23 protein-coding genes are annotated in these 18944 nt (G+C 43.2%); 18 read left to right on the top strand and 5 right to left on the bottom strand.

The genetic code is table 11. From position 1 onward, the window contains the following. Positions 1-148: 148 nt before the first annotated feature. Positions 149-601, top strand: a complete 453-nt coding sequence (locus ABDW02_RS16325; protein WP_343636398.1) for a peptidylprolyl isomerase — start codon at positions 149-151, stop codon at positions 599-601. 75 nt (positions 602-676) lie between these two features. On the opposite strand, the gene ABDW02_RS16320 is transcribed toward ABDW02_RS16325, so the two are convergent. After that, positions 677-1120: a DUF1573 domain-containing protein gene (locus ABDW02_RS16320; RefSeq protein ID WP_343636396.1), complete on the bottom strand. Its 444-nt coding sequence runs from the start codon at positions 1118-1120 to the stop codon at positions 677-679. A 242-nt stretch (positions 1121-1362) separates the two neighbouring features. Between ABDW02_RS16320 and ABDW02_RS16315 the strand changes: the two genes are divergently transcribed. Both ABDW02_RS16315 and ABDW02_RS16310 read left to right on the top strand, forming a co-directional pair. After that, positions 1363-3255: a tetratricopeptide repeat protein gene (locus tag ABDW02_RS16315; RefSeq protein WP_343636394.1), complete on the top strand. Its 1893-nt coding sequence runs from the start codon at positions 1363-1365 to the stop codon at positions 3253-3255. A 112-nt stretch (positions 3256-3367) separates the two neighbouring features. Then, positions 3368-4024 carry a response regulator transcription factor gene (locus ABDW02_RS16310; RefSeq protein ID WP_343636392.1) on the top strand — a complete coding sequence of 219 codons (657 nt, stop codon included), beginning with the start codon at positions 3368-3370 and terminating at the stop codon, positions 4022-4024. Between the two features lie 70 nt (positions 4025-4094). Here the strand turns inward: ABDW02_RS16310 and ABDW02_RS16305 are convergent, their stop codons facing one another. Continuing rightward, positions 4095-4703 carry an NUDIX domain-containing protein gene (locus ABDW02_RS16305; RefSeq protein ID WP_343636390.1) on the bottom strand — a complete coding sequence of 203 codons (609 nt, stop codon included), beginning with the start codon at positions 4701-4703 and terminating at the stop codon, positions 4095-4097. Between the two features lie 7 nt (positions 4704-4710). Between ABDW02_RS16305 and pyrE the strand changes: the two genes are divergently transcribed. Beyond that, the gene (pyrE, locus tag ABDW02_RS16300) at positions 4711-5352 is read left to right on the top strand and encodes an orotate phosphoribosyltransferase (RefSeq protein WP_343636388.1); all 642 of its coding nucleotides are present in this window, start codon (positions 4711-4713) and stop codon (positions 5350-5352) included. Positions 5353-5356: 4 nt separating this feature from the next. After that, positions 5357-5755 carry a hypothetical protein gene (locus tag ABDW02_RS16295; RefSeq protein WP_343636386.1) on the top strand — a complete coding sequence of 133 codons (399 nt, stop codon included), beginning with the start codon at positions 5357-5359 and terminating at the stop codon, positions 5753-5755. Positions 5756-5803: 48 nt separating this feature from the next. On the opposite strand, the gene ABDW02_RS16290 is transcribed toward ABDW02_RS16295, so the two are convergent. Further along, entirely contained in the window at positions 5804-6565 is a 762-nt protein-coding gene (locus ABDW02_RS16290) for a biotin--[acetyl-CoA-carboxylase] ligase (RefSeq protein WP_343636384.1), read from the bottom strand. A gap of 81 nt (positions 6566-6646) precedes the next feature. On the opposite strand from ABDW02_RS16290, the gene rsfS reads away from it, so the two are divergent. The 5 genes from rsfS to ABDW02_RS16265 are packed head-to-tail and all read left to right on the top strand — an operon-like array spanning position 6647 to position 10986. Continuing rightward, complete coding sequence (rsfS, locus tag ABDW02_RS16285; RefSeq protein WP_343636382.1) at positions 6647-7024, top strand: ribosome silencing factor; 378 nt, start codon at positions 6647-6649, stop codon at positions 7022-7024. Positions 7025-7030: 6 nt separating this feature from the next. Then, positions 7031-9142: an ATP-dependent zinc metalloprotease FtsH gene (ftsH, locus tag ABDW02_RS16280; RefSeq protein ID WP_343636380.1), complete on the top strand. Its 2112-nt coding sequence runs from the start codon at positions 7031-7033 to the stop codon at positions 9140-9142. Between the two features lie 56 nt (positions 9143-9198). After that, positions 9199-10080, top strand: coding sequence for a phosphatidate cytidylyltransferase (locus ABDW02_RS16275; RefSeq protein WP_343636378.1), 882 nt, complete (start codon positions 9199-9201; stop codon positions 10078-10080). Positions 10081-10089: 9 nt separating this feature from the next. Further along, positions 10090-10752: a phosphatidylserine decarboxylase family protein gene (locus ABDW02_RS16270; protein WP_343636376.1), complete on the top strand. Its 663-nt coding sequence runs from the start codon at positions 10090-10092 to the stop codon at positions 10750-10752. A 39-nt stretch (positions 10753-10791) separates the two neighbouring features. After that, complete coding sequence (locus tag ABDW02_RS16265) at positions 10792-10986, top strand: hypothetical protein (RefSeq protein WP_343636374.1); 195 nt, start codon at positions 10792-10794, stop codon at positions 10984-10986. A 69-nt stretch (positions 10987-11055) separates the two neighbouring features. Here ABDW02_RS16265 and ABDW02_RS16260 read toward each other — a convergent pair whose 3' ends face one another. After that, positions 11056-11484 carry a DUF2147 domain-containing protein gene (locus ABDW02_RS16260; RefSeq protein WP_343636372.1) on the bottom strand — a complete coding sequence of 143 codons (429 nt, stop codon included), beginning with the start codon at positions 11482-11484 and terminating at the stop codon, positions 11056-11058. Positions 11485-11713: 229 nt separating this feature from the next. Between ABDW02_RS16260 and ABDW02_RS16255 the strand changes: the two genes are divergently transcribed. Genes ABDW02_RS16255 through ABDW02_RS16235 form a run of 5 tightly spaced genes read left to right on the top strand, consistent with a single transcriptional unit; the run spans position 11714 to position 14520 of the window. Then, positions 11714-12283, top strand: coding sequence for a DUF1572 domain-containing protein (locus tag ABDW02_RS16255; protein ID WP_343636370.1), 570 nt, complete (start codon positions 11714-11716; stop codon positions 12281-12283). Then, positions 12280-13026, top strand: a complete 747-nt coding sequence (locus ABDW02_RS16250) for an MBL fold metallo-hydrolase (RefSeq protein WP_343636368.1) — start codon at positions 12280-12282, stop codon at positions 13024-13026. The genes ABDW02_RS16255 and ABDW02_RS16250 overlap by 4 nt, the downstream gene beginning before the upstream one ends. A gap of 11 nt (positions 13027-13037) precedes the next feature. Continuing rightward, positions 13038-13556, top strand: coding sequence for a DinB family protein (locus ABDW02_RS16245; RefSeq protein WP_343636366.1), 519 nt, complete (start codon positions 13038-13040; stop codon positions 13554-13556). A gap of 5 nt (positions 13557-13561) precedes the next feature. Next, positions 13562-13930 carry a nuclear transport factor 2 family protein gene (locus ABDW02_RS16240; protein WP_343636362.1) on the top strand — a complete coding sequence of 123 codons (369 nt, stop codon included), beginning with the start codon at positions 13562-13564 and terminating at the stop codon, positions 13928-13930. Next, entirely contained in the window at positions 13927-14520 is a 594-nt protein-coding gene (locus ABDW02_RS16235) for a GNAT family N-acetyltransferase (protein ID WP_343636360.1), read from the top strand. Before ABDW02_RS16240 ends, ABDW02_RS16235 begins: the two co-directional genes overlap by 4 nt. Here the strand turns inward: ABDW02_RS16235 and ABDW02_RS16230 are convergent. Then, complete coding sequence (locus ABDW02_RS16230) at positions 14503-15096, bottom strand: aminodeoxychorismate/anthranilate synthase component II (RefSeq protein WP_343636358.1); 594 nt, start codon at positions 15094-15096, stop codon at positions 14503-14505. The genes ABDW02_RS16235 and ABDW02_RS16230 overlap by 18 nt on opposite strands. 36 nt (positions 15097-15132) lie before the next feature. Between ABDW02_RS16230 and ABDW02_RS16225 the strand changes: the two genes are divergently transcribed. The 3 genes from ABDW02_RS16225 (at position 15133) to ABDW02_RS16215 (ending at position 18926) form a co-directional block, all read left to right on the top strand. Further along, on the top strand, positions 15133-15510 hold the full coding sequence (locus ABDW02_RS16225) for a RidA family protein (RefSeq protein ID WP_343636356.1): 378 nt from the start codon (positions 15133-15135) through the stop codon (positions 15508-15510). 23 nt (positions 15511-15533) lie between these two features. After that, positions 15534-17486 carry a glycosyltransferase gene (locus ABDW02_RS16220; RefSeq protein WP_343636353.1) on the top strand — a complete coding sequence of 651 codons (1953 nt, stop codon included), beginning with the start codon at positions 15534-15536 and terminating at the stop codon, positions 17484-17486. Between the two features lie 72 nt (positions 17487-17558). Then, positions 17559-18926 carry a dihydrolipoamide acetyltransferase family protein gene (locus tag ABDW02_RS16215; protein ID WP_343636352.1) on the top strand — a complete coding sequence of 456 codons (1368 nt, stop codon included), beginning with the start codon at positions 17559-17561 and terminating at the stop codon, positions 18924-18926. The last annotated feature ends 18 nt before the right edge of the window (positions 18927-18944 follow it).

Here is an 18944-nt window from a genome sequence, read left to right as displayed (position 1 = left end):
GATACAGGAGGCCTTCACTGAATTCCGTTAACCTTATTCATGAGTTATTTTCAAAACGGTACGCCTGCTCTGTTTAATTTCCTTTTGAATTTTCACATTTTCAATTCTCAATTATAGAGTATCTTTGTATAAATTTTTAAAGAAAATAATGGAAGCTATTATTCGTACCGAAAAGGGAGATATGCGTGTGACCTTCTTCCAGGAAGATGCACCGAATACAGTTGCGAACTTCGTGAAACTGGCAAAAGAAGGATTTTACGACGGTTTGACGTTTCACCGCGTTTTACCTGATTTCGTAATCCAGGGAGGATGCCCGAACTCACGTGAAGGAGCAACAGGAATGCCTGGAACAGGCGGACCGGGTTACAAAATTGATTGTGAATTAACAGGAGGAAATCAATTCCACGACCGTGGAGTACTTTCCATGGCTCACGCAGGAAGAAACACAGGTGGATCCCAGTTCTTCATCTGCCACAGCAGAAACAACACGGCACATTTGGACCGCAATCATACTTGTTTCGGAAAAGTAACAGATGGTATTGACATCGTGGATGATATCAGACAAGGTGACCGCATCCTTGCAATTGAAATCCAGGATTAATAAAGTCCTTTCAAACAAAAACCCCGTAGTGAATGTAATTCTGCTACGGGGTTTTTTATTTCTGAATAATCTATCTTAGTTTGTCTTCGGAGTTTCAGCCGGTGCTTCCTGAGGCAATACTTTTCCTGTAATTGTCAGGATAATAGGCTCAGTAGAAGCGTTTGTAGTAACAGTGATTGTTTTAGTGAACTGACCAACACGCTTAGTATCGTAATTCACAACAATTTTAGAAGATTTTCCTTTAGCGATCGGCTCAGTTGGTTTCTCAGCAGCAGTACAACCACAAGAAGTCTGAACATTCGTAATAATCAAAGGAGTTTTCCCGTTGTTTTTGAATTCGAAGATGAATGGCTCTTTGGAATCGTAAGGGATTTCTGCTCTTTCGATTTTCAAAGTTTTAAAAGCTACAGGAGATTTAGTCGCCTCAGTTTTTACGTCTTTTTTCGCTTTATCAGTTGTTGTTTGTGCAAATGATCCAAGTGAGATCAGTGAAACTGCCAGAATTGCTATTACTTTCATGTGTTTTTCTTTAGATACCGATATTTAATCGTCGGTGAGTTTTAACTATACAAGAATACGAACTCTTTTTCGAATGGTTGTTTAATTAACAAAAAATTAAATGCAAATTTTTAACCGCCCGGAGGTGTTCAAAAGTTTAAAAAGTTCCAGGTTCAAAACCCCCAATAAGATTGAACTCCTGGAACAATCTTGAACTCTTTGAACATTTTAATTATTTTCGTAACCCATTCAAAAAGAGTTTCATGAAGTTACTGATCGGTTGCATCCTGTTCCTCACCACCGGATCTTTAATGGCACAAACACAGCAACAGCTGGATTCGCTGGAGCGTTTGATTCCTAAAAAACAGGGAAAAGAACAAGTGCAGCTACTCAACGACCTTACGTTCTATTACTTTCGTTCGGATGCCAAAAAAGCAATCGGGTTTGGGTCCAGATCCCTGAAACTGGCAAAAACACTCAACGACGACGCTCTTTTGGCGAATACCTACAACGATTACTCCATGCCTTTTCTCACCACCGGGAATTTCCAAAAATCGGTGGAACTGAATTACAAAGCACTGGAAATCCGCAAGCGTTTACAGGATACCACTGGCATGATCTCTTCTTACGCGAAATTGGGAAATGGCTACTACGAATTGGGTCAATACAAGAAAGCTCAGCAATCCTATAATCGCGCGATTTATTTTGCAAAGATCCTCGGTGACGAAAACACCTTGTTGCAGATTTATCAAAACAGTGCCAACGTACTGGAAGCGGGAGGTTTTATAAAGGAAGCACTGAAAATGCAGCTGGACGTGCATGAAATTGCCATTCGGACGGATAATAAATTGGTCCAGATTTCTAACTACGGCAACCTGGGATCCTGTTACCAGAAATTGAAGCAATTCGATAAAGCACGTGAAATGTACCTGAAGGCAGTTCCGATCGCCAAAGAAATGAACCAGCCCGAACAACTTGCAATGGTTTACCAGGGATTGGGAGTGGTAGAACGTGCCGCCAAAAACACCGACCTCGGCCTCAAATATTACCAGCAGGCCTTAAAGCTCTACAAAAAACTGCATTCCAAAACCGGTGAAGGAATCATCGCCGTGAATATCGGGAACTCTTTTGCAGACCTGAATCAAACCGATTCTGCTGATTTCTACCTGAATTACGGGTTGAAACTGGTGAAGGAAACCAAATCCTACAGGCAGATCATGAATGCCTACAACGGATTGGCCGATTTGGAACTCAAACGGAAAAACTTCCAGAAAGCCTCGGAATATTTAGTTCTGAAAAACAACTACCAGGACAGTGTTTCTATTTTCCAGGGAAATGAGCTCATTGCAGATGTATTCGGGAAATACGAGTTGGAAAAGAACGAGCGTGCCTTGGCAGAAAGCGAAGCCAAAAATGCCAAAAACCAATTGTACCAGGCAATCTGGCTCGGAGTTTCCGTGACCTTGCTACTGCTATTCGTAGTAGTTTTCCTGTTCTTCCGGCACAAACGGAAAATCGCCAAAGAAGAACTGATCCGTACCAGACAGGAAGAACATTACCTGCGTGAGAAACAACTGAACGATCAAAAACTCAGTATTTCCAGGGAATTACACGACAATGTGGGATCGCAGATTACTTACCTGATCTCCTCCATCGACAATCTTTCCTATCTCGACGAAGCAAACGAGCAACTGAATTCCAAACTTCACGATCTCAGCGATTTCGGAAGGAATACCATGCAGGAATTGCGAAGCACGATCTGGGCCATGAATTCCGAAGACGGAAGCATTCAAACACTTCTCACACGACTGGAAAGTATCAAAAGTAAAATTCCGCTTCCGATTGAGATCAACAATCAATTGCGGGAGAATTACCCCTTAAAATCGACGGAATTGCTAAACTTGTACCGCATCATCCAGGAATCGATCCAAAACACTTTAAAACATGCAGAAGCGACAGCAATCCGGATTTTGCTGGAAGAAAAGCAGAATAAGGTTGCCGTTTCCATCAGTGATAACGGAAAAGGAATGAAAACCAAAGACGGGAGCGGAAACGGATTGCAAAACATGCGCTACCGCTGCGAACAGATGGCCGGTGAATTTGAACTGAAGACCGCAGAAAATGGAACCACGATTTCATGTACATTCGGCATTTGACGTATTGGATAATCTCACAAAAGGTTTCACTTTTGTGAGAAGTTCAAAAGTTGAATCGTTTAATTGAACTTTTTGAACTCTTTTAGAACCTTTTGAATAGTTGAACTCAATCATGATAAGAATTGCAGTAGCCGAAGACAACGCTTTTTTAGCTAAATCCATCCAGGAAAAACTAGCCCTTTTCCCGGGAGAATTGAAATTTAAATTCCATGCATTCAACGGGAAATTATTTCTTGAAAAGCTTGCTGAAGATACCACCGTGGATGTAATCCTTATGGACATTCAAATGCCCGAAATGGACGGGATCGAAACCACACGGATTATTTCCGAACGCTATCCGCACATCAAAATCATTATGCTGACTGTGCTCGATGACGAAGAATCCATCTTCCAGGCAATCCTTGCGGGTGCAAACGGCTATTTATTGAAAGACGAAAATCCGCGTATCCTGCTTCAAAGTATTTTATCCATTGTAGAAGGCGGAGCTCCCATGTCATCCGGAATCGCACTGAAAGCACTGAGATTATTAAGAAATCCGCTCAAACCTGAAGAGCTCAAATCCGACCTTGAAAAACCGGAACTCTCTCCCCGTGAAATAGACGTGCTGAACCAGTTGAGCAAAGGAATGGACTACAAGCAAATTGCCGAAAACCTGATCATTTCCCCTTCCACAGTCCGCAAACACATCGAAAATATTTACAGCAAGCTACAGGCACACAACAAAATCGAAGCCGTAAAAATTGCGCAGAAACACCGCATTATTGATTAATTATCAATTCTCAGCGATTTAAATGAGCAAGATGTGCCCCTTTGACAATTGATATTTAATCATTGATAATTTAAAAATCCGCTGCCATATCCAACACCTCTTTAATCGAATCATAGGTATTCTCACGGATCATTTTCCACTCCTCTTTTTCGATCCAGATCGCCTGAGTAATCGATTCTTCTTCCTGCGGAAACACCTCCATGGAACCGGAATAATTAAGAGCATACCACCAGTTTTTCTTGATCGTTGGCCTTCCCATGTAGGAATAAGTATGAAAAGTAATTCCCAGCAGGTGATCGATCACGGGCCCTGAAATTCCGCATTCTTCTTCAATTTCGCGAACCGCTGCCTCCCAGGGTTGCTCATCTGAGTCCAGTTTTCCTTTGGGAATATCCCACATTCCATGTCGTTCAATAAATAAATACCGCCGATCACACTTTACTATTCCTCCGGCTGCATCCATAAATTCATACCCGTGGAAAACTTTATTCAGCGCCAGTTCCAAATCTTCATAAATCACTAACAAACAACCGTTTGAACGGGAAAAATCAAACTCATCCAGGAGGATAGACAAATCATTTTCCAGGGAATTACGGACCAGGTCATACCTCTTGGAAGGTACTTTTTCCGACGAATCCAAAAATTCAATAACCGAATTATCCATAAAAACTTTGTACATTTGCAGTATGATTTTAAATAAAGATCGAGCACTAAAAGTAGCGGAATTTTTGCTACAAATTAAAGCAGTAAAATTACAACCAAATTCTCCTTTTACATGGGCTTCAGGTTGGAAATCCCCAATATATTGCGATAACAGGATTACACTTTCTTTTCCTGCAATCAGAACATACATTCGTCAGGGATACGCAGATGCCATCCTGGAACATTTCGGGAAACCGGATATTATTGCAGGAGTTGCAACAGGAGGAATTGCACAAGGTGCATTGGTGGCGCAGGAATTGGGAATTCCTTTCATCTATGTTCGCAGTTCGGCGAAAGCACATGGAATGGGAAATATGATCGAAGGTCATTTTGAGAAAGGTCAGCGTGTGGTGGTTATCGAAGATTTGATCTCTACCGGCGGAAGCAGCTTGCAGGCTGTGAAAGCATTGAAAGAAGCAGGCCTGGAAGTAAAAGGACTGGTAGCAATCTTTACCTATGGTTTTGATATCTCCATGAAAAACTTCGCAAATGCAGAATGTCCGTTCGTTACATTGACAGATTACGACCACCTGATTGACCAGGCATTGAAATCTGATTACGTGACAGATTCTGACATAGATTCGTTACGTGAATGGAAAATCAATCCTGACAATTGGAAAAACTAAGGATATGTTATTAAAAACGGATGCTTCACCGGTAAATGCTTCGGCACAAAAAGTATTTGAATTTCTTTCGGAAGCAAAGAACTTCCAGCATTTATTGCCTCAGGATAAGATCTCGGATTTCCAGGCGGATGAAAAAGGCTGTTCTTTCAAAGCACAGGGAGGAATTGTAATTCCTTTGATCTACGTATCGAAAGAACCGTATACCAAAATCGTGATGGAATCCGGTGAAAAAGCACCGTTCAAATATACTTTATCAATCATTCTGAAGGAAACCGGCGCAACCTGTGAAGGTCATCTTGAATTCGAAGCACACATCAACATGTTCATGAAAATGATGGTTGAAAAGCCACTGTCAAACCTGTTTGGGGTAATGACGAAAAATCTTCAAAAACAATTTGAATAAAAATACATTATCGTAGGGACGCGATGCCTCGCGTCCCTACTGTTTTTTTTATGAATTCGGAATTGCTTTCCCGTAATTCGCTTCAAAATTCAATTCCTGGTTGTGATAGATCAATACCACACCATCTTTCTCTACCAATAAATTCCCGATTTGGTCCACTCCACGGATAATTCCGGTAAACGGAACCGGATTCTGACGTTCTTCCAGGGTAATTTCTTCGTCTTTCTTCCATAAAAAGGACTCATAAGTGTGTTTCAACCGGTCGAAATCCGCTTGCTGGATATAGTGGTAATATTCGTTCATAGACTTGCTCAATGCGTCCAGAACACTCAGTACATCCGGAGATTTCCCAGAAAGTTCTTCCAAAGAAGTTGCATAACCCACGCTTTGTACCGGGGAAATATTTACTCCTATTCCTACGATTGCTCCTTCTACCCGTCCGTTTTTCCAATTTGTTTCGATCAAAATCCCGGCAATTTTCTGGTTCCCGATAAAAATATCGTTCGGCCATTTGATAGCAGCTTTCCTGCGCGTAAACGACTGTACCATGTCGCGAACAGCCAGTGCAATGGCCATATTCAGGTAACACAAGTGGTCAACTGACAAAAAATCAGTTTTCAGGAAATAGGTTCCTGTAAACTGCTTAGCGCCCACAGACTGCCAGTTTCTTCCTCTTTGCCCTCTCCCGGCTGTTTGGTGCTCTGCCAAAATTACAGTTCCATGCGTCAGTTTACCTTCCGAAAGTAGCTTGGCAGCATAATTGTTGGTGGAGTCTACCTCATGTAATTGGATAATTTGTTGACCAATCATGTTTTATTAACAAGTATTTGCATTTAACAATCACACAAATCAAGCTAATAAATGCTTAGATTTGTACTTACAAATTTACGAATGTATAAATTAAAAAAGGACATAGATTCTAAAGTACTTTGCGACGCTATCGTTGAGGGTATGCAAGAAAACAAAGCGAAAGACATCGTTGTATTAGACCTACGAAACATTTCAAGTGCAGTTACAGACTTTTTCGTCATTTGCTCCGGGGAATCCAGCGTGCAGGTTGACGGTATTGCCTCAACTGTAACCAGACACACCCGTAAAGAATTACAGGAAAAACCCTGGCACCAGGAAGGAAAAACAACTTCCGAGTGGGTTTTGCTGGATTATGTAAGTGTTGTAGCGCATATTTTCTACAAGGATGCAAGACATTTTTATGAATTGGAAGATCTCTGGTCAGATGCTATCAGAACAGATATTCCAAATTTGAATTAATTAATTATGGCTGAAAATAACAATTCAAACAAACCGAAAAGGAATCCTTATGCGATCTACTGGATTTATGCAGTAATCGTATTGGGAATCATCGTTGCAGCTTACTACAATGGTTCTTCAGATGCTCAGTTGCGTAACATCAACACCTTTTATTCCCTGGCGGATTCCAGCATGATTGCTGACGCACGTATTGTAAACTACAAGCGTGTTGACTTCAAGATCAACGAAGCCGGTGAAAAGGCCATCAAGGCAAATCCGAATCCGAAAGGTGAATTAAAGTTCATTAAGAAGGCGCTGGAAAAGAAAAGCAACGGTTTCACTCAAAAAAGTGCACCGGTTTTCTCTATTGATATCGTGGATGCTGGAAATTTTGAAACCAAACTGGATGAAATCAACGAGCGTTTGGTAGCCAAAGGAAAAGCAACTGTTTCTGCTCCACCGGTTGAAGAACGCGATTATTTCGGTTCGATCATCGGTTTCCTGTTACCGATTCTGATTATCGTCCTGATCTGGGTGTTCGTCATGAGACGTATGTCAGGCGGAGGTGGCGGTGCCGGAGGCCAGATCTTCAACATCGGGAAATCCCGTGCGCAGGTTTACGAAAAAGGAAAATCCACCAACGTAACATTCAAAGATGTTGCAGGTTTGGAAGGAGCAAAAGAAGAGATCCAGGAAATTGTGGAATTCTTAAGAAGTCCGCAGCGCTACACCGAATTGGGAGCTAAAATTCCAAAAGGAGCTTTATTGGTAGGCCCTCCGGGAACCGGTAAAACCTTATTGGCAAAAGCCGTAGCAGGTGAAGCAAAAGTTCCTTTCTTTTCGCTTTCCGGATCTGATTTCGTGGAAATGTTCGTAGGGGTCGGAGCATCCCGTGTGCGTGACTTATTCCGACAGGCAAAAGAAAAAGCACCTGCCATCATCTTCATCGACGAGATCGATGCGATCGGTCGTGCAAGAGGGAAAAACAACGGATTCAACTCCAACGACGAGCGCGAAAACACCCTGAACCAACTATTGACAGAAATGGATGGTTTCGGAACAAACTCCGGGGTAATCATTCTGGCAGCAACCAACCGCGCAGATGTACTGGATGCAGCTTTGATGCGTGCAGGTCGTTTTGACCGCCAGATCTATGTAGACATGCCGGATTTGAATGAACGGAAGGAAATTTTCCAGGTTCACTTAAAGCCGTTGAAGCTGGATAAGAACATGGATATCGACTTCCTGAGCAAGCAAACACCGGGATTCTCCGGAGCGGATATCGCAAACTTGTGTAACGAAGCTGCATTGATCGCAGCGCGTAAGAACAAGAAGTTTGTTGAACGACAGGATTTCTTAGATGCCGTTGACCGTATTATCGGTGGATTGGAAAAGAAAAACAAGATCATTACCAAAGAAGAGAAACGCGCCATTGCTTTCCACGAAGCGGGTCACGCAACCACTTCCTGGTTACTGGAACATGCGCATCCTTTGGTAAAAGTAACGATTGTACCTCGCGGACGTTCATTGGGAGCAGCGTGGTATTTGCCGGAAGAACGACAAATCACCACTACGGAGCAAATCCTCGATGACATGTGTTCTGCTTTGGGAGGCCGTGCTGCAGAGCAATTGATGTTCGGAAAAATCTCTACGGGAGCTTTGAGCGATTTGGAGAAAGTAACCAAACAAGCATACGCCATGGTTTCCATCTACGGATTGAACGAACGTGTAGGAAATATTTCCTTCTACGATTCCCAGGGACGTGATGCGTTTACAAAACCATATTCGGATGAAACAGCACGTATCATTGACGAAGAGGTGAGTAAACTGATCGAAGAGCAATACCAGCGTGCGTTAAATATTCTTTCCGAGAATAAGGACAAGCTGACTGCTTTGGCGAATAAGCTTTTGGAAAAAGAAGTGATCTTCAAGGAAGACCTGGAAGAAATCTTCGGAAAACGCCTGTGGAATTCTGAAGAAGAAGTGAACACAGCGATCAACAATCCTCCAAGCGACGATTCGACTATTGATATCAATCCTGAGAACCCGGTGAACGAAGACACTAAAACGGATCAGGACTCAAATATCATCAATCCGACGATTGAACCGTTGGACAACTCGAACAATTCAGAAGAGTAATAAACTTTAAAATAACCCCATAGCAGAATTACATGTGCTATGGGGTATTTTTTTCTATGAAAGATGTATTGATACGCTCCGTTTTCGGGGCTTTATTTTTGATGGTGGTTTTCACTCCTTTCGTATACGATGTGAGAAACAATGCCAATATCCTGAATCTTGTTTTCTATGTGTTTACCATGCTCGGAACCCATGAATTATCGGAAATGAGCAAGAAAAGCCCGTATAAACACACGATGAAACTTCCGGCTCTTTTATTGGTAACCGCTTTGTTCATGCCGCTTTTGATCCAAACAGCAAAAGACTTCTATCCCTTACTCTACAACCCGGCCTGGGATTTCTTTCTTAAAACTCCTGCTGCGTTGATTCTTTGGGGAATCCTGATCGTAACGATCATTGTTCTGTCTTTCTGGATCTTCACAAAAGAAAAGATCGACTTTGTATTCAAAAGCCCGTTTGTATTCAACTTTTTCTACCCGGTTTTACCGATGTGGACTTTAGCAATAGCATACACGCTGACCAACCAGTTCGACAAACAAATGCTGCTGATCGTGTTATTGCCGATTTATCTGAACGATACACTGGCATACGTTTTCGGTCGTTTATTCGGGAAAACGCCATTGATTCCAAGCGTTTCTCCCAAGAAAACCCGCGAAGGATTTATCGGTGGAATGATCGGCGCTGCACTTGTCATGCTGGCCATTCTTTATTTCGTGGGATCTTTCACTACCAAAAATGCCCTGGCTATTGCCGGAGTATCTGTTTTGGCCAGTATTTTAGCTACGCTGGGCGATCTTTTTGAAAGCAAGCTGAAACGTTCCATCAACATCAAAGATTCCGGAAATATTCTCCCGGGTCACGGCGGAATTCTGGACCGAATTGACGCAATGCTATTCGTAGCTCCCGTTTTATACGTACTTTTGGCACTCATTAGTTAACACAAAAACATGACACTCCACAGGGAAGGAACAACTACAATCATCATCGCAGTAATCATCTTGGGCTTGATCCAATGGGGAAATTACTGGCTGTATACAAAAACAGAATGGCTTTGGTTATTCTTATTATTATCTGCCGGAGCATTGGTAATGCTTTATTTAGTGATACAATTCTTCCGGATCCCGAAACGCACGTTTACTTTTACAGATTCAGACATTTTGTGTCCGGCTGACGGAAAAGTGGTGGTGATCGAAGAAGTGGAAGAAACCGAATATTTTAAAGACCGCCGTATCCAGGTTTCTATTTTCATGTCGCCGCTAAACGTGCATGCAAATTACTTCCCGATCAGCGGAATTGTCAAGTACGTGAAATACCACAAAGGGCTTTTCTTAGTAGCATGGCATCCGAAAAGCTCTACGGATAACGAACGAAGCACGGTGGTGGTTCAACATTCATCCGGACAGGAAGTATTGTTCCGCCAGATTGCCGGTGCTGTTGCAAGAAGAATCTGTTACTATGCAAAGGAAGGTCAAACGGCTGAAACGGGCCAGGAATTCGGGTTTATCAAATTCGGTTCCCGTGTGGATGTCTTTTTACCGCTTGGCACGAAATTAGATGTTAAAATCGACCAGGATGTTAAAGCTAAGTTAACGAAGCTTGGCTCATTCTAATATTAATTGTATTTTTAAGCAAATTAAAACATTTGAATCATGAAAAAAGCATTTGTTGCATTGACTTTATTGATGTTCGTAGGTTCTGTGAGCGCTACTTACGCTGCAGATAACACAACGGTTTCTATCGTTAAACACGACGATAAAAAAGGTAAGAAGAAAAAAGGAACTAAAAAAGGGACTTGCGCTGGTGAAAAATCAGGTGGAACTTGCTGCCAGAAGAAAGCTGCGTAATACAACTTTCAACGAAATAAAAAACCCCGACGATTGACGTCGGGGTTTTTTGTATTCAATAATTTCCGTTTAATCTGCTTTTATCCACGTTTGTGTTCTGTAGAACGGCCCCACATAACCTCTTACGTGCAATTTGGTAAAATCATCACGGTCAATCCAAATGGCGCAGGTATACACTTTTCCGTTTTCAGGATCCACGATCGTTCCGTCTTCCCATTCTCCTCCATCCCATTTCAATCCGCGGATAATTTGCAAACCAACAAGCGGCTGATCCTTGCGGTCGTCCGTACATTTCTTGCACTTCGGATTGTCTTCTCTTCCTTCGCGCGGATACAGATAGGTGATTTTTCCGTAAAGTTTCTCATCCTTCTTGTAAAGCTCCACTTTCGACTTTTTCTTGCCTGTTTTGTCGTCAATTGTAATCCATACACCCACGCAAGACTGCGCTTTGGCAACTACAAAAAACAACAGAAATAATGATGTGGTTATCCATTTCATAGTTTCAAATTTTAACCCAATATAGGACTTTTTTCTATGAATGCATAAGAATTAACACGCCGATGCGCAATTCTAATCTCATTTTAATCTTCAAAACAACCGGAATTTGAAAAAGAATGAACCTGTTGCAACAGATTATTGAAAGCGAAAATAATTTCCCTTCTTTAATATACCGATCGGTATTATTCATTATATTCGAATTGTTCAAAACAAACTAAGATCAACAGCTATGAATACAAGTTATTTAGAAAGTGTCATCAAGCAATTTGAATACTACAAAATGCTGGGCGAAAAAACTGTTGCCCAAATCCCCGATGAAAAGCTGTTTTGGCAATACAACGAAGACAGCAACAGCATTGCGATCATTGTAAAGCACCTTTGGGGGAACATGATGAGTCGCTGGACCGACTTTTTGACAACAGACGGAGAAAAGGACTGGCGCAACCGTGACGCTGAATTTGAAAACGACTTTCAAAACAAAGAAGAACTGGTTGAAAAATGGAACGAAGGCTGGAACGTGTTTCTGAATACCCTTAAATCGCTCAAAGAAGAAGACCTCGAAAAAATCATATACATCCGCAACCAGGGGCATACTGTCCTGGAAGCCATCAACCGGCAATTAGCTCATTACCCGTATCACATCGGGCAGTTAGTTTATATCGGTAAATTGTGTGCGGAAAATTGGGAATCGCTGTCCATTCCGAAAGGAAAATCAACCGATTTCAATGCGGAGAAATTTTCCAAACCCAAAGAGCGCGGGCATTTCACCGACGAATTTCTAAACAAGGACAAGTCATGAAAATCCGGAAGCTAAACTGGGCGGGAATAGCAGTAACATGCGGCGATAAAACCGTCCTGATCGATGCAGTGGAAAATTTCACTCCCTACTTTCAAATTTTGGGAGCTCCGTTAACTCCCCTAATCCGTTTTTCAGATACGCTAAAAGCAGATTACATCCTCCTTACGCATTTGCATCTGGACCATTTCGACAAGGAAGTCATTGAAAAATGCTTAAATCCTGGCGGAAAGATTATCGCTTACACCAAACACGAAAAAGCAATTGCCAAACTCAACCGGGATTACATTCTGCTGGATAACAATGAAACATTCGGCGAAAACGGGATTACGTTTAAAGCGGTCTATTCCCTGGATGGAATCGGTGAAGAACAAACTGCCTGGATTGTGGATTTTAATGGCGTCAAATTATTCCACGGTGGCGACACTATCTGGCACAATCAGTTCTGGCGATTAGGCAAAGAAAACCCACACATAAACTTTGCCTTCCTGCCGGTCAATGGTGCAGTAGTCAACTTTCAAATGGCCGGTTTGGAATACAGCACCGTTCCTGCTTCACTGACTCCAGAACAGGCATTTAACGCGGCCAAATTGCTGCATGCCGAAAAACTGGTTCCCATTCACTACGAAAAGTTCGCTTCTCCATACTATCAACCGGCCGACACCAGTGAAGCGATATTCAACCGGTATTCGGAAGAGATTAAACAGCCGTACCAGTTAGTAAATGATGGCGAATACGTGAATTAAAAAACAAGCTTATGGAATTCTCATTAGACAAATCATTGGAAATTATCGCGAATACACCGGTCGTTATTTCCACCTTATTGCATAACCTGAGTGACGACTGGACCGACCGCAACGAAGGAGAAAACACGTGGACCGTAAAAGAAGTGGTGGCGCACCTGATCGAATGCGAACAAACAAACTGGCTGCCGAGAATACGAATCGTGCTCAATAGTCCCGAAACGGTCTTTGCACCGATGGACATGCAGGCCCATATGGAACAGGCAAAAAACCATTCGCTCGGGGAACTGCTGGTCCAATTCGATCAGCTCCGGGCAAATGCCATCCGTGAATTAAAGCAATACGACCTCAAGGAAGAAGATTTTTTGAAGACTGCTACTCACCCGGTCATCGGGAAAGTGAGCCTGGTAAACCTTATTTCTACCTGGACAGCACACGATATGACCCATCTGGCGCAAATTGCCCGGATCATAGCCCGGCAAAATAAAGAATTAGTAGGTAACTTTAAACAGTATTTAAACATTCTAAACTGAAACAGATGGATACACAAACAGCAGAAAAATTTGCGCAGGAATGGATCAGTTCCTGGAACGGACACAATATCCAGGACATCTTATCCCACTATGCAGACGACGTAACCTTCTATTCTCCATTCATTCCGCTTCTAAAATTCAATGAAACCGGAGTCATCACGAACAAAAACGATTTAAAAAAATACTTCGAGATCGGGTTGAACAGCTATCCTGATTTGCACTTCCGGTTTCATCATTGTTTTGCCGGCATCAACACCGTGGTGATCTACTATACATCGGTGAACGGCAGACTGGCAGCAGAAGTATTCGAATTAAACGAGCAGGGAAAAGCCATCCAGGTTTATTGTAATTATTCCGATCCGAAACCGCAATGAATTGGATAAAACATCCTGCGTTGCTGAAGGGACAGCATGTAAGTCTGGTTCCTTTGAACGAATCACATATCGCTGAGTTGGTTGAATTGGCGCAGGACAAAAGCATTTGGAAGCATTATGCCATAGACGGAAGCGATAAGGACAAACTGAAAACCAGTTTGGAACAAGGAATCGCCGACCGTGAAGGTGGAACTCAATATCCTTTTGTGATTCAGCTGAATGAAAACGGGCAACTCATTGGCAGCACCCGCTTTTTAGACATCCAGGAGAACCATCAAAAACTGGAGATCGGTTGGACCTGGCTTCATCCGGATTACTGGGGAACGAATATCAATACGGAATGCAAATACTTACTGCTCACTTTCTGCTTCGAAGAATTGCAGGCTAAACGCGTTCAATTGAGAACGGATGAAAACAACCTGCGTTCCCGGAAAGCCATTGAAAAAATCGGCGGACAGTTTGAAGGTATTCTGCGAAACGACATGGTCCGGGACAACGGAACAACCCGGAATTCGGCGTATTTCAGCATCATTCCCGAAGAATGGCAACAGACGAAGGCTCAACTTCAGGAATTACTGGCCAGCGAATGAATCACTTTTGACAATTTCCACGAAGTTTTCAATCATTTTTAATCCGTGGGGAGTGAGAATGCTTTCGGGATGAAATTGAACGGCATAAATCTTCTTTTCGGGAATTTCCATCGACATCAAAACTCCGGTTTCCGAAAAAGCAGTTGGAGTAAACGGTGATTCTTCCTTCAATCGCACGGCCCAGGAATGGTACAAGCCCACTTCAAAAGTTTGGGGAATTTGCGCATAAAAAAGGGAATCCTTTTTCACCAGTTGGATTTCTTCTGCCAGTCCGTGCTTGACAATTTCCTGGTTGTAAACAGAATCGCCGGTGTGAATAGCCAAAGCCTGCATTCCCAGGCAAACTCCTAAAACAGGAATGTTTTGTACGAATGACCGGGCAACGACTTCCATCAGTTTCCCTGCCTGCGGCGGCAGGCCCGGACCGGGAGAAAGCACCAGTGCGTCGTATTCATTCGGCGAGGAAGGATCGACATCCAGGTTTGTAACCACATCTACTGTTACCCCGCATTGTTCCAGGTAATGGACAATGTTATAGGTAAAGGAATCGAAGTTATCTACTAATAAAAACCGCATGTGCCCCAAATTTACTAAACTTGCAAAAAAGAATCGATGAAAAAGGCAATTACAATCCCGGGAGCTCCTGCTCCGATCGGGCCATACAGTCAGGCAATTGTTAGCGGTGACACTATTTACGTCAGTGGCCAGATTCCTTTAAACCCGTTTACAGGTGAATTGGAGGTCGGATCCATTGAAGAAGCAACGCACCGCATCCTGAAAAACATCGAGTCTTTATTGCAGGAAGCCGGGCTTACATTGAACCACATAGTGAAGTGCAGCATTTTCATGACCGACTTAGGGCAATTTTCCGAGATGAACGCCGTTTATGGTTCATATTTCCAGGACGTGCCTCCGGCAAGAGAAACCGTACAAGTTTCGAAGTTGCCGATGAACGTTCCGATTGAGATTTCTTGTATTGCCGTAAAATAACATACTAATACCCTCGCGTAATTGTGACCCATTCTGCTCCGAAAATTGCTGTTATCATAGTCAACTACAATGTTGTCTTTTTCCTGGAGCAATGCCTGAATTCCGTTTCGGAAGCTATGAAACAGGAACCGGCGGAAGTTTGGGTGGTCGACAATAATTCGGTGGATGGCTCCGTGGAAATGGTCCGCGAGAAATTTCCTTGGGTAAAGGTCATAGCCAACAAAGACAACAAAGGATTTTCCAAAGCGAACAACCAGGCGATGGAAATCTCCGAATGCAATTATCAGCTGCTTCTGAACCCGGATACGGTGATCGAGGAAGATACCTTGTTCAAAGTAGTGAAATACATGGACGAACACCCGGAAGTGGGCGGATTGGGCGTTAGAATGGTTGACGGAAAAGGAGTTTTCCTTCCCGAATCCAAAAGAGGTTTGCCTACACCGGCGGTTGCATTCTACAAAATATTCGGTATTTCCCGCATTTTCCCCAAGTCGAAAATCTTCGGAAAGTACCACCTGGGCTATTTGTCCGAATTTGAAACCAACGAAATCGAGATCCTTTCCGGTGCGTTTATGCTCATGCGCAAGGAAGCCCTGGACAAAGTAGGTTTGCTGGACGAAGCATTTTTCATGTACGGGGAAGACATCGATTTGTCTTACCGCATTATCAAAGGAGGTTATAAAAACGTTTACTTCCCGGAAACGCGGATTATCCATTACAAAGGAGAAAGTACCAAGAAGAGTTCGGTCAACTACGTGTTCGTGTTTTACCGGGCGATGGTCATCTTTGCGCGCAAACACTTTTCCCAGAAAAATGCGCGCCTGTTCTCCTTCCTGATCAATTCCGCCATTTATTTCCGCGCAGGATTGGCAATCGGGATGCGTTTTATCCGCAAGATTACCCTTCCGGTTTTCGATACCTTGTATTTGTTACTGGGATTGTTTGCCCTGACCAATTACTGGCAGCAGGCACAAATTGATTTCCCCGAACAAAGCACCAATATCCTGATCCTGGTTTACACCTTCATCTGGATGACTTCCGTGGCATTGCAGGGCGGATACGATCAGCCCATTACCTTCCGGAAATTCATTTTCGGCGGAGCGATCGGAACGGCTTTTATCCTGATCCTCTATGCACTTTTCCCGAAAGAATGGCAGTTCTCACGCTTGTTTATTTTACTGGGAGCAGGCTGGACCATCGCTTATTACATCCTTTCGCGCTGTATTCTTCACCTGGCAATCGGAAAGCGCTTTACTATCAACGGGCGCAAACATGCCAATTTTGCCATTGTGGGTTCGCCGGAAGAATTCGAACGCGTGTCGCATTTGTTGCACCAAACACAGCCCAAGATCGCTCAGATCGTTTCGGTTTCACTGACTGAGAACCATGGAAAAGATTCACTCGGATCGATCGATCAACTGGAACAAATTGCGCGGGTACACAACATCGATGAAATTATCTTTTGCGCCAAAGATTTGAGTGCTGCTGATATTATTCACTGGATGACGGCCATTCCGGATGTTTCGGTAGATTATAAAATTGCACAGCCCGACAGTCAGTACCTGATCGGTTCCAACTCGATTGAAACAGCCGGAGATCTTTACATCCTGGAGATCAACGCGATCAGTCAGCCGGCCAAAAAGCGACAAAAGCGCCTGTTTGATTTCCTGACGGGCATGTTGCTGCTGCTCACTTCTCCCCTGATCATCTGGGTTTACAAAAATAAACTCCAGTTCCTGGGAAATATTCTGAAACTGATCAGCGGGCGAAAAACCGTTGTTTCCTATAATGATCCGGGCAATTTATCCAACAAACAATTACCCAAGATCAAGAAGGGAATCCTTACTCCGACCGACCAATTAAGCGGTTTGGACGAAAATCTGAAATCCAAACTGGATTTGTTGTACGCACGCGAATATTCGGTGTTGCGCGACATCCAGATATTGTGGAAATCGTGGAAAAAATTAGATCAATAAAAAGCATTGGTGAAAATCCTATTTTTTCCGTTATTTTTGTACGAAAATTAATCGAGTATTCTTAGTCGTTATATGGCACAAATTGAAATTCGTCTTCCAAAAATGGGAGAAAGCGTTACAGAAGCTACCATCACAAACTGGTTAAAAGAAGTAGGTGATACAGTGGCAATGGATGAACCTTTGGTAGAAGTTGCAACGGATAAAGTTGACAACGAATTACCATCCGAAGCTGCCGGGGTTTTGGTTCAAAAATTATTTGAAAAAGACCAGGTTGCTCAAGTTGGTGACGTAATTGCGATTATCTCTACGGACGGAGATGCTGCACCGGCTGCACCAAAAGCTGAGCCTGCTGCAGTAGCGGCGGTTGCTGAAACAGTTTCAGCGGCACAGGCAGTTGTTTCAAACGGAGGAGTTACGCTTGATAAAAGCAGCGGGAACGGAAAATTCATTTCCCCGCTTGTGAGAAGCATTGCACAAAAAGAAAATATTTCCATGTCGGAAATTGACGCGATCAGCGGAACAGGCATGGGCGGAAGAGTGACTAAAAAAGACATTCTTTCCTACATCGATACACGCGGAACGGAGGCACCGGCCGCTGCAGCAACAACTGCCGCACAGCCAACACCTGCAGTTTCCGCACCGGCTGCATCCAGCAACGGAACTGCTCCGGTTGTTTCGGGAGGATCTTCTTTCCTGAGCAACATCAAAGAGCCGGTTGTGATTGCAAACCCGGGTGATGAAATCCTGGAAATGGACCGTATGCGCAAGCTGATCGCTGAGCACATGGTGATGTCCAAGCATGTTTCTCCGCACGTGACTTCTTTCGTGGAAGCTGACGTAACGAACATCGTGAACTGGAGAAACAAAATGAAAAAAGAGTTTGAAAAGCGTGAAGGTGAAAACTTAACGTTCACTCCTATTTTCATGGAAGCAATCGTGAAAGCAATCAAAGACTTCCCGATGATCAACGTTTCCTTATCCGGTAACCAGATTATCAAAAGAAAAGACATCAATATCGGGATGGCGACAGCGCTTCCTTCCGGAAACTTAATTGTTCCGGTAATTAAGCAGGCCGACCGCATGAACTTAACGGGAATTGCCAAATCCGTAAACGAACTGGCAAGAAACGCCCGCGACAACAAATTGAAGCCGGAAGATATCCAGGGCGGAACATATACCGTAACAAACGTAGGTACATTCGGGAACGTGATGGGAACACCTATCATCAACCAGCCGCAGGTTGCTATCCTTGCTTTGGGAGCAATCCGTAAAATGCCTGCTGTTATTGAAACACCTGAAGGAGATTTCATCGGTATCCGTCACAAAATGTTCTTATCTCACTCGTATGACCACCGTGTGGTTGACGGTTCTTTGGGAGGACAATTCGTACGAAGAGTTGCTGACTACCTGGAGCAATTCGATGTCAACAGAGAGATCTAAGTTTGTATTTTTTGTAAC

Source organism: Fluviicola sp., from assembly GCF_039596395.1.
Classification (GTDB): Bacteria; Bacteroidota; Bacteroidia; order Flavobacteriales_D; family Crocinitomicaceae; genus Fluviicola.
This window is presented reverse-complemented; position numbering and strand designations above follow the sequence as displayed.

What these genes read in the sequence shown, in the direction of transcription:
- ftsH (WP_343636380.1), top strand. Translation starts at nt 7,031, where the DNA reads ATGGCTGAAAATAACAATTCAAACAAACCGAAAAGGAATCCTTATGCG.
- pyrE (WP_343636388.1), top strand. Translation starts at nt 4,711, where the DNA reads ATGATTTTAAATAAAGATCGAGCACTAAAAGTAGCGGAATTTTTGCTA.
- ABDW02_RS16240 (WP_343636362.1), top strand. Translation starts at nt 13,562, where the DNA reads ATGGATACACAAACAGCAGAAAAATTTGCGCAGGAATGGATCAGTTCC.
- rsfS (WP_343636382.1), top strand. Translation starts at nt 6,647, where the DNA reads ATGTATAAATTAAAAAAGGACATAGATTCTAAAGTACTTTGCGACGCT.
- ABDW02_RS16310 (WP_343636392.1), top strand. Translation starts at nt 3,368, where the DNA reads ATGATAAGAATTGCAGTAGCCGAAGACAACGCTTTTTTAGCTAAATCC.
- ABDW02_RS16325 (WP_343636398.1), top strand. Translation starts at nt 149, where the DNA reads ATGGAAGCTATTATTCGTACCGAAAAGGGAGATATGCGTGTGACCTTC.
- ABDW02_RS16230 (WP_343636358.1), bottom strand. Translation starts at nt 15,096, where the DNA reads ATGCGGTTTTTATTAGTAGATAACTTCGATTCCTTTACCTATAACATT.
- ABDW02_RS16320 (WP_343636396.1), bottom strand. Translation starts at nt 1,120, where the DNA reads ATGAAAGTAATAGCAATTCTGGCAGTTTCACTGATCTCACTTGGATCA.
- ABDW02_RS16265 (WP_343636374.1), top strand. Translation starts at nt 10,792, where the DNA reads ATGAAAAAAGCATTTGTTGCATTGACTTTATTGATGTTCGTAGGTTCT.
- ABDW02_RS16255 (WP_343636370.1), top strand. Translation starts at nt 11,714, where the DNA reads ATGAATACAAGTTATTTAGAAAGTGTCATCAAGCAATTTGAATACTAC.
- ABDW02_RS16250 (WP_343636368.1), top strand. Translation starts at nt 12,280, where the DNA reads ATGAAAATCCGGAAGCTAAACTGGGCGGGAATAGCAGTAACATGCGGC.
- ABDW02_RS16270 (WP_343636376.1), top strand. Translation starts at nt 10,090, where the DNA reads ATGACACTCCACAGGGAAGGAACAACTACAATCATCATCGCAGTAATC.
- ABDW02_RS16295 (WP_343636386.1), top strand. Translation starts at nt 5,357, where the DNA reads ATGTTATTAAAAACGGATGCTTCACCGGTAAATGCTTCGGCACAAAAA.
- ABDW02_RS16290 (WP_343636384.1), bottom strand. Translation starts at nt 6,565, where the DNA reads ATGATTGGTCAACAAATTATCCAATTACATGAGGTAGACTCCACCAAC.
- ABDW02_RS16245 (WP_343636366.1), top strand. Translation starts at nt 13,038, where the DNA reads ATGGAATTCTCATTAGACAAATCATTGGAAATTATCGCGAATACACCG.
- ABDW02_RS16275 (WP_343636378.1), top strand. Translation starts at nt 9,199, where the DNA reads ATGAAAGATGTATTGATACGCTCCGTTTTCGGGGCTTTATTTTTGATG.
- ABDW02_RS16225 (WP_343636356.1), top strand. Translation starts at nt 15,133, where the DNA reads ATGAAAAAGGCAATTACAATCCCGGGAGCTCCTGCTCCGATCGGGCCA.
- ABDW02_RS16215 (WP_343636352.1), top strand. Translation starts at nt 17,559, where the DNA reads ATGGCACAAATTGAAATTCGTCTTCCAAAAATGGGAGAAAGCGTTACA.
- ABDW02_RS16260 (WP_343636372.1), bottom strand. Translation starts at nt 11,484, where the DNA reads ATGAAATGGATAACCACATCATTATTTCTGTTGTTTTTTGTAGTTGCC.
- ABDW02_RS16235 (WP_343636360.1), top strand. Translation starts at nt 13,927, where the DNA reads ATGAATTGGATAAAACATCCTGCGTTGCTGAAGGGACAGCATGTAAGT.
- ABDW02_RS16315 (WP_343636394.1), top strand. Translation starts at nt 1,363, where the DNA reads ATGAAGTTACTGATCGGTTGCATCCTGTTCCTCACCACCGGATCTTTA.
- ABDW02_RS16305 (WP_343636390.1), bottom strand. Translation starts at nt 4,703, where the DNA reads ATGTACAAAGTTTTTATGGATAATTCGGTTATTGAATTTTTGGATTCG.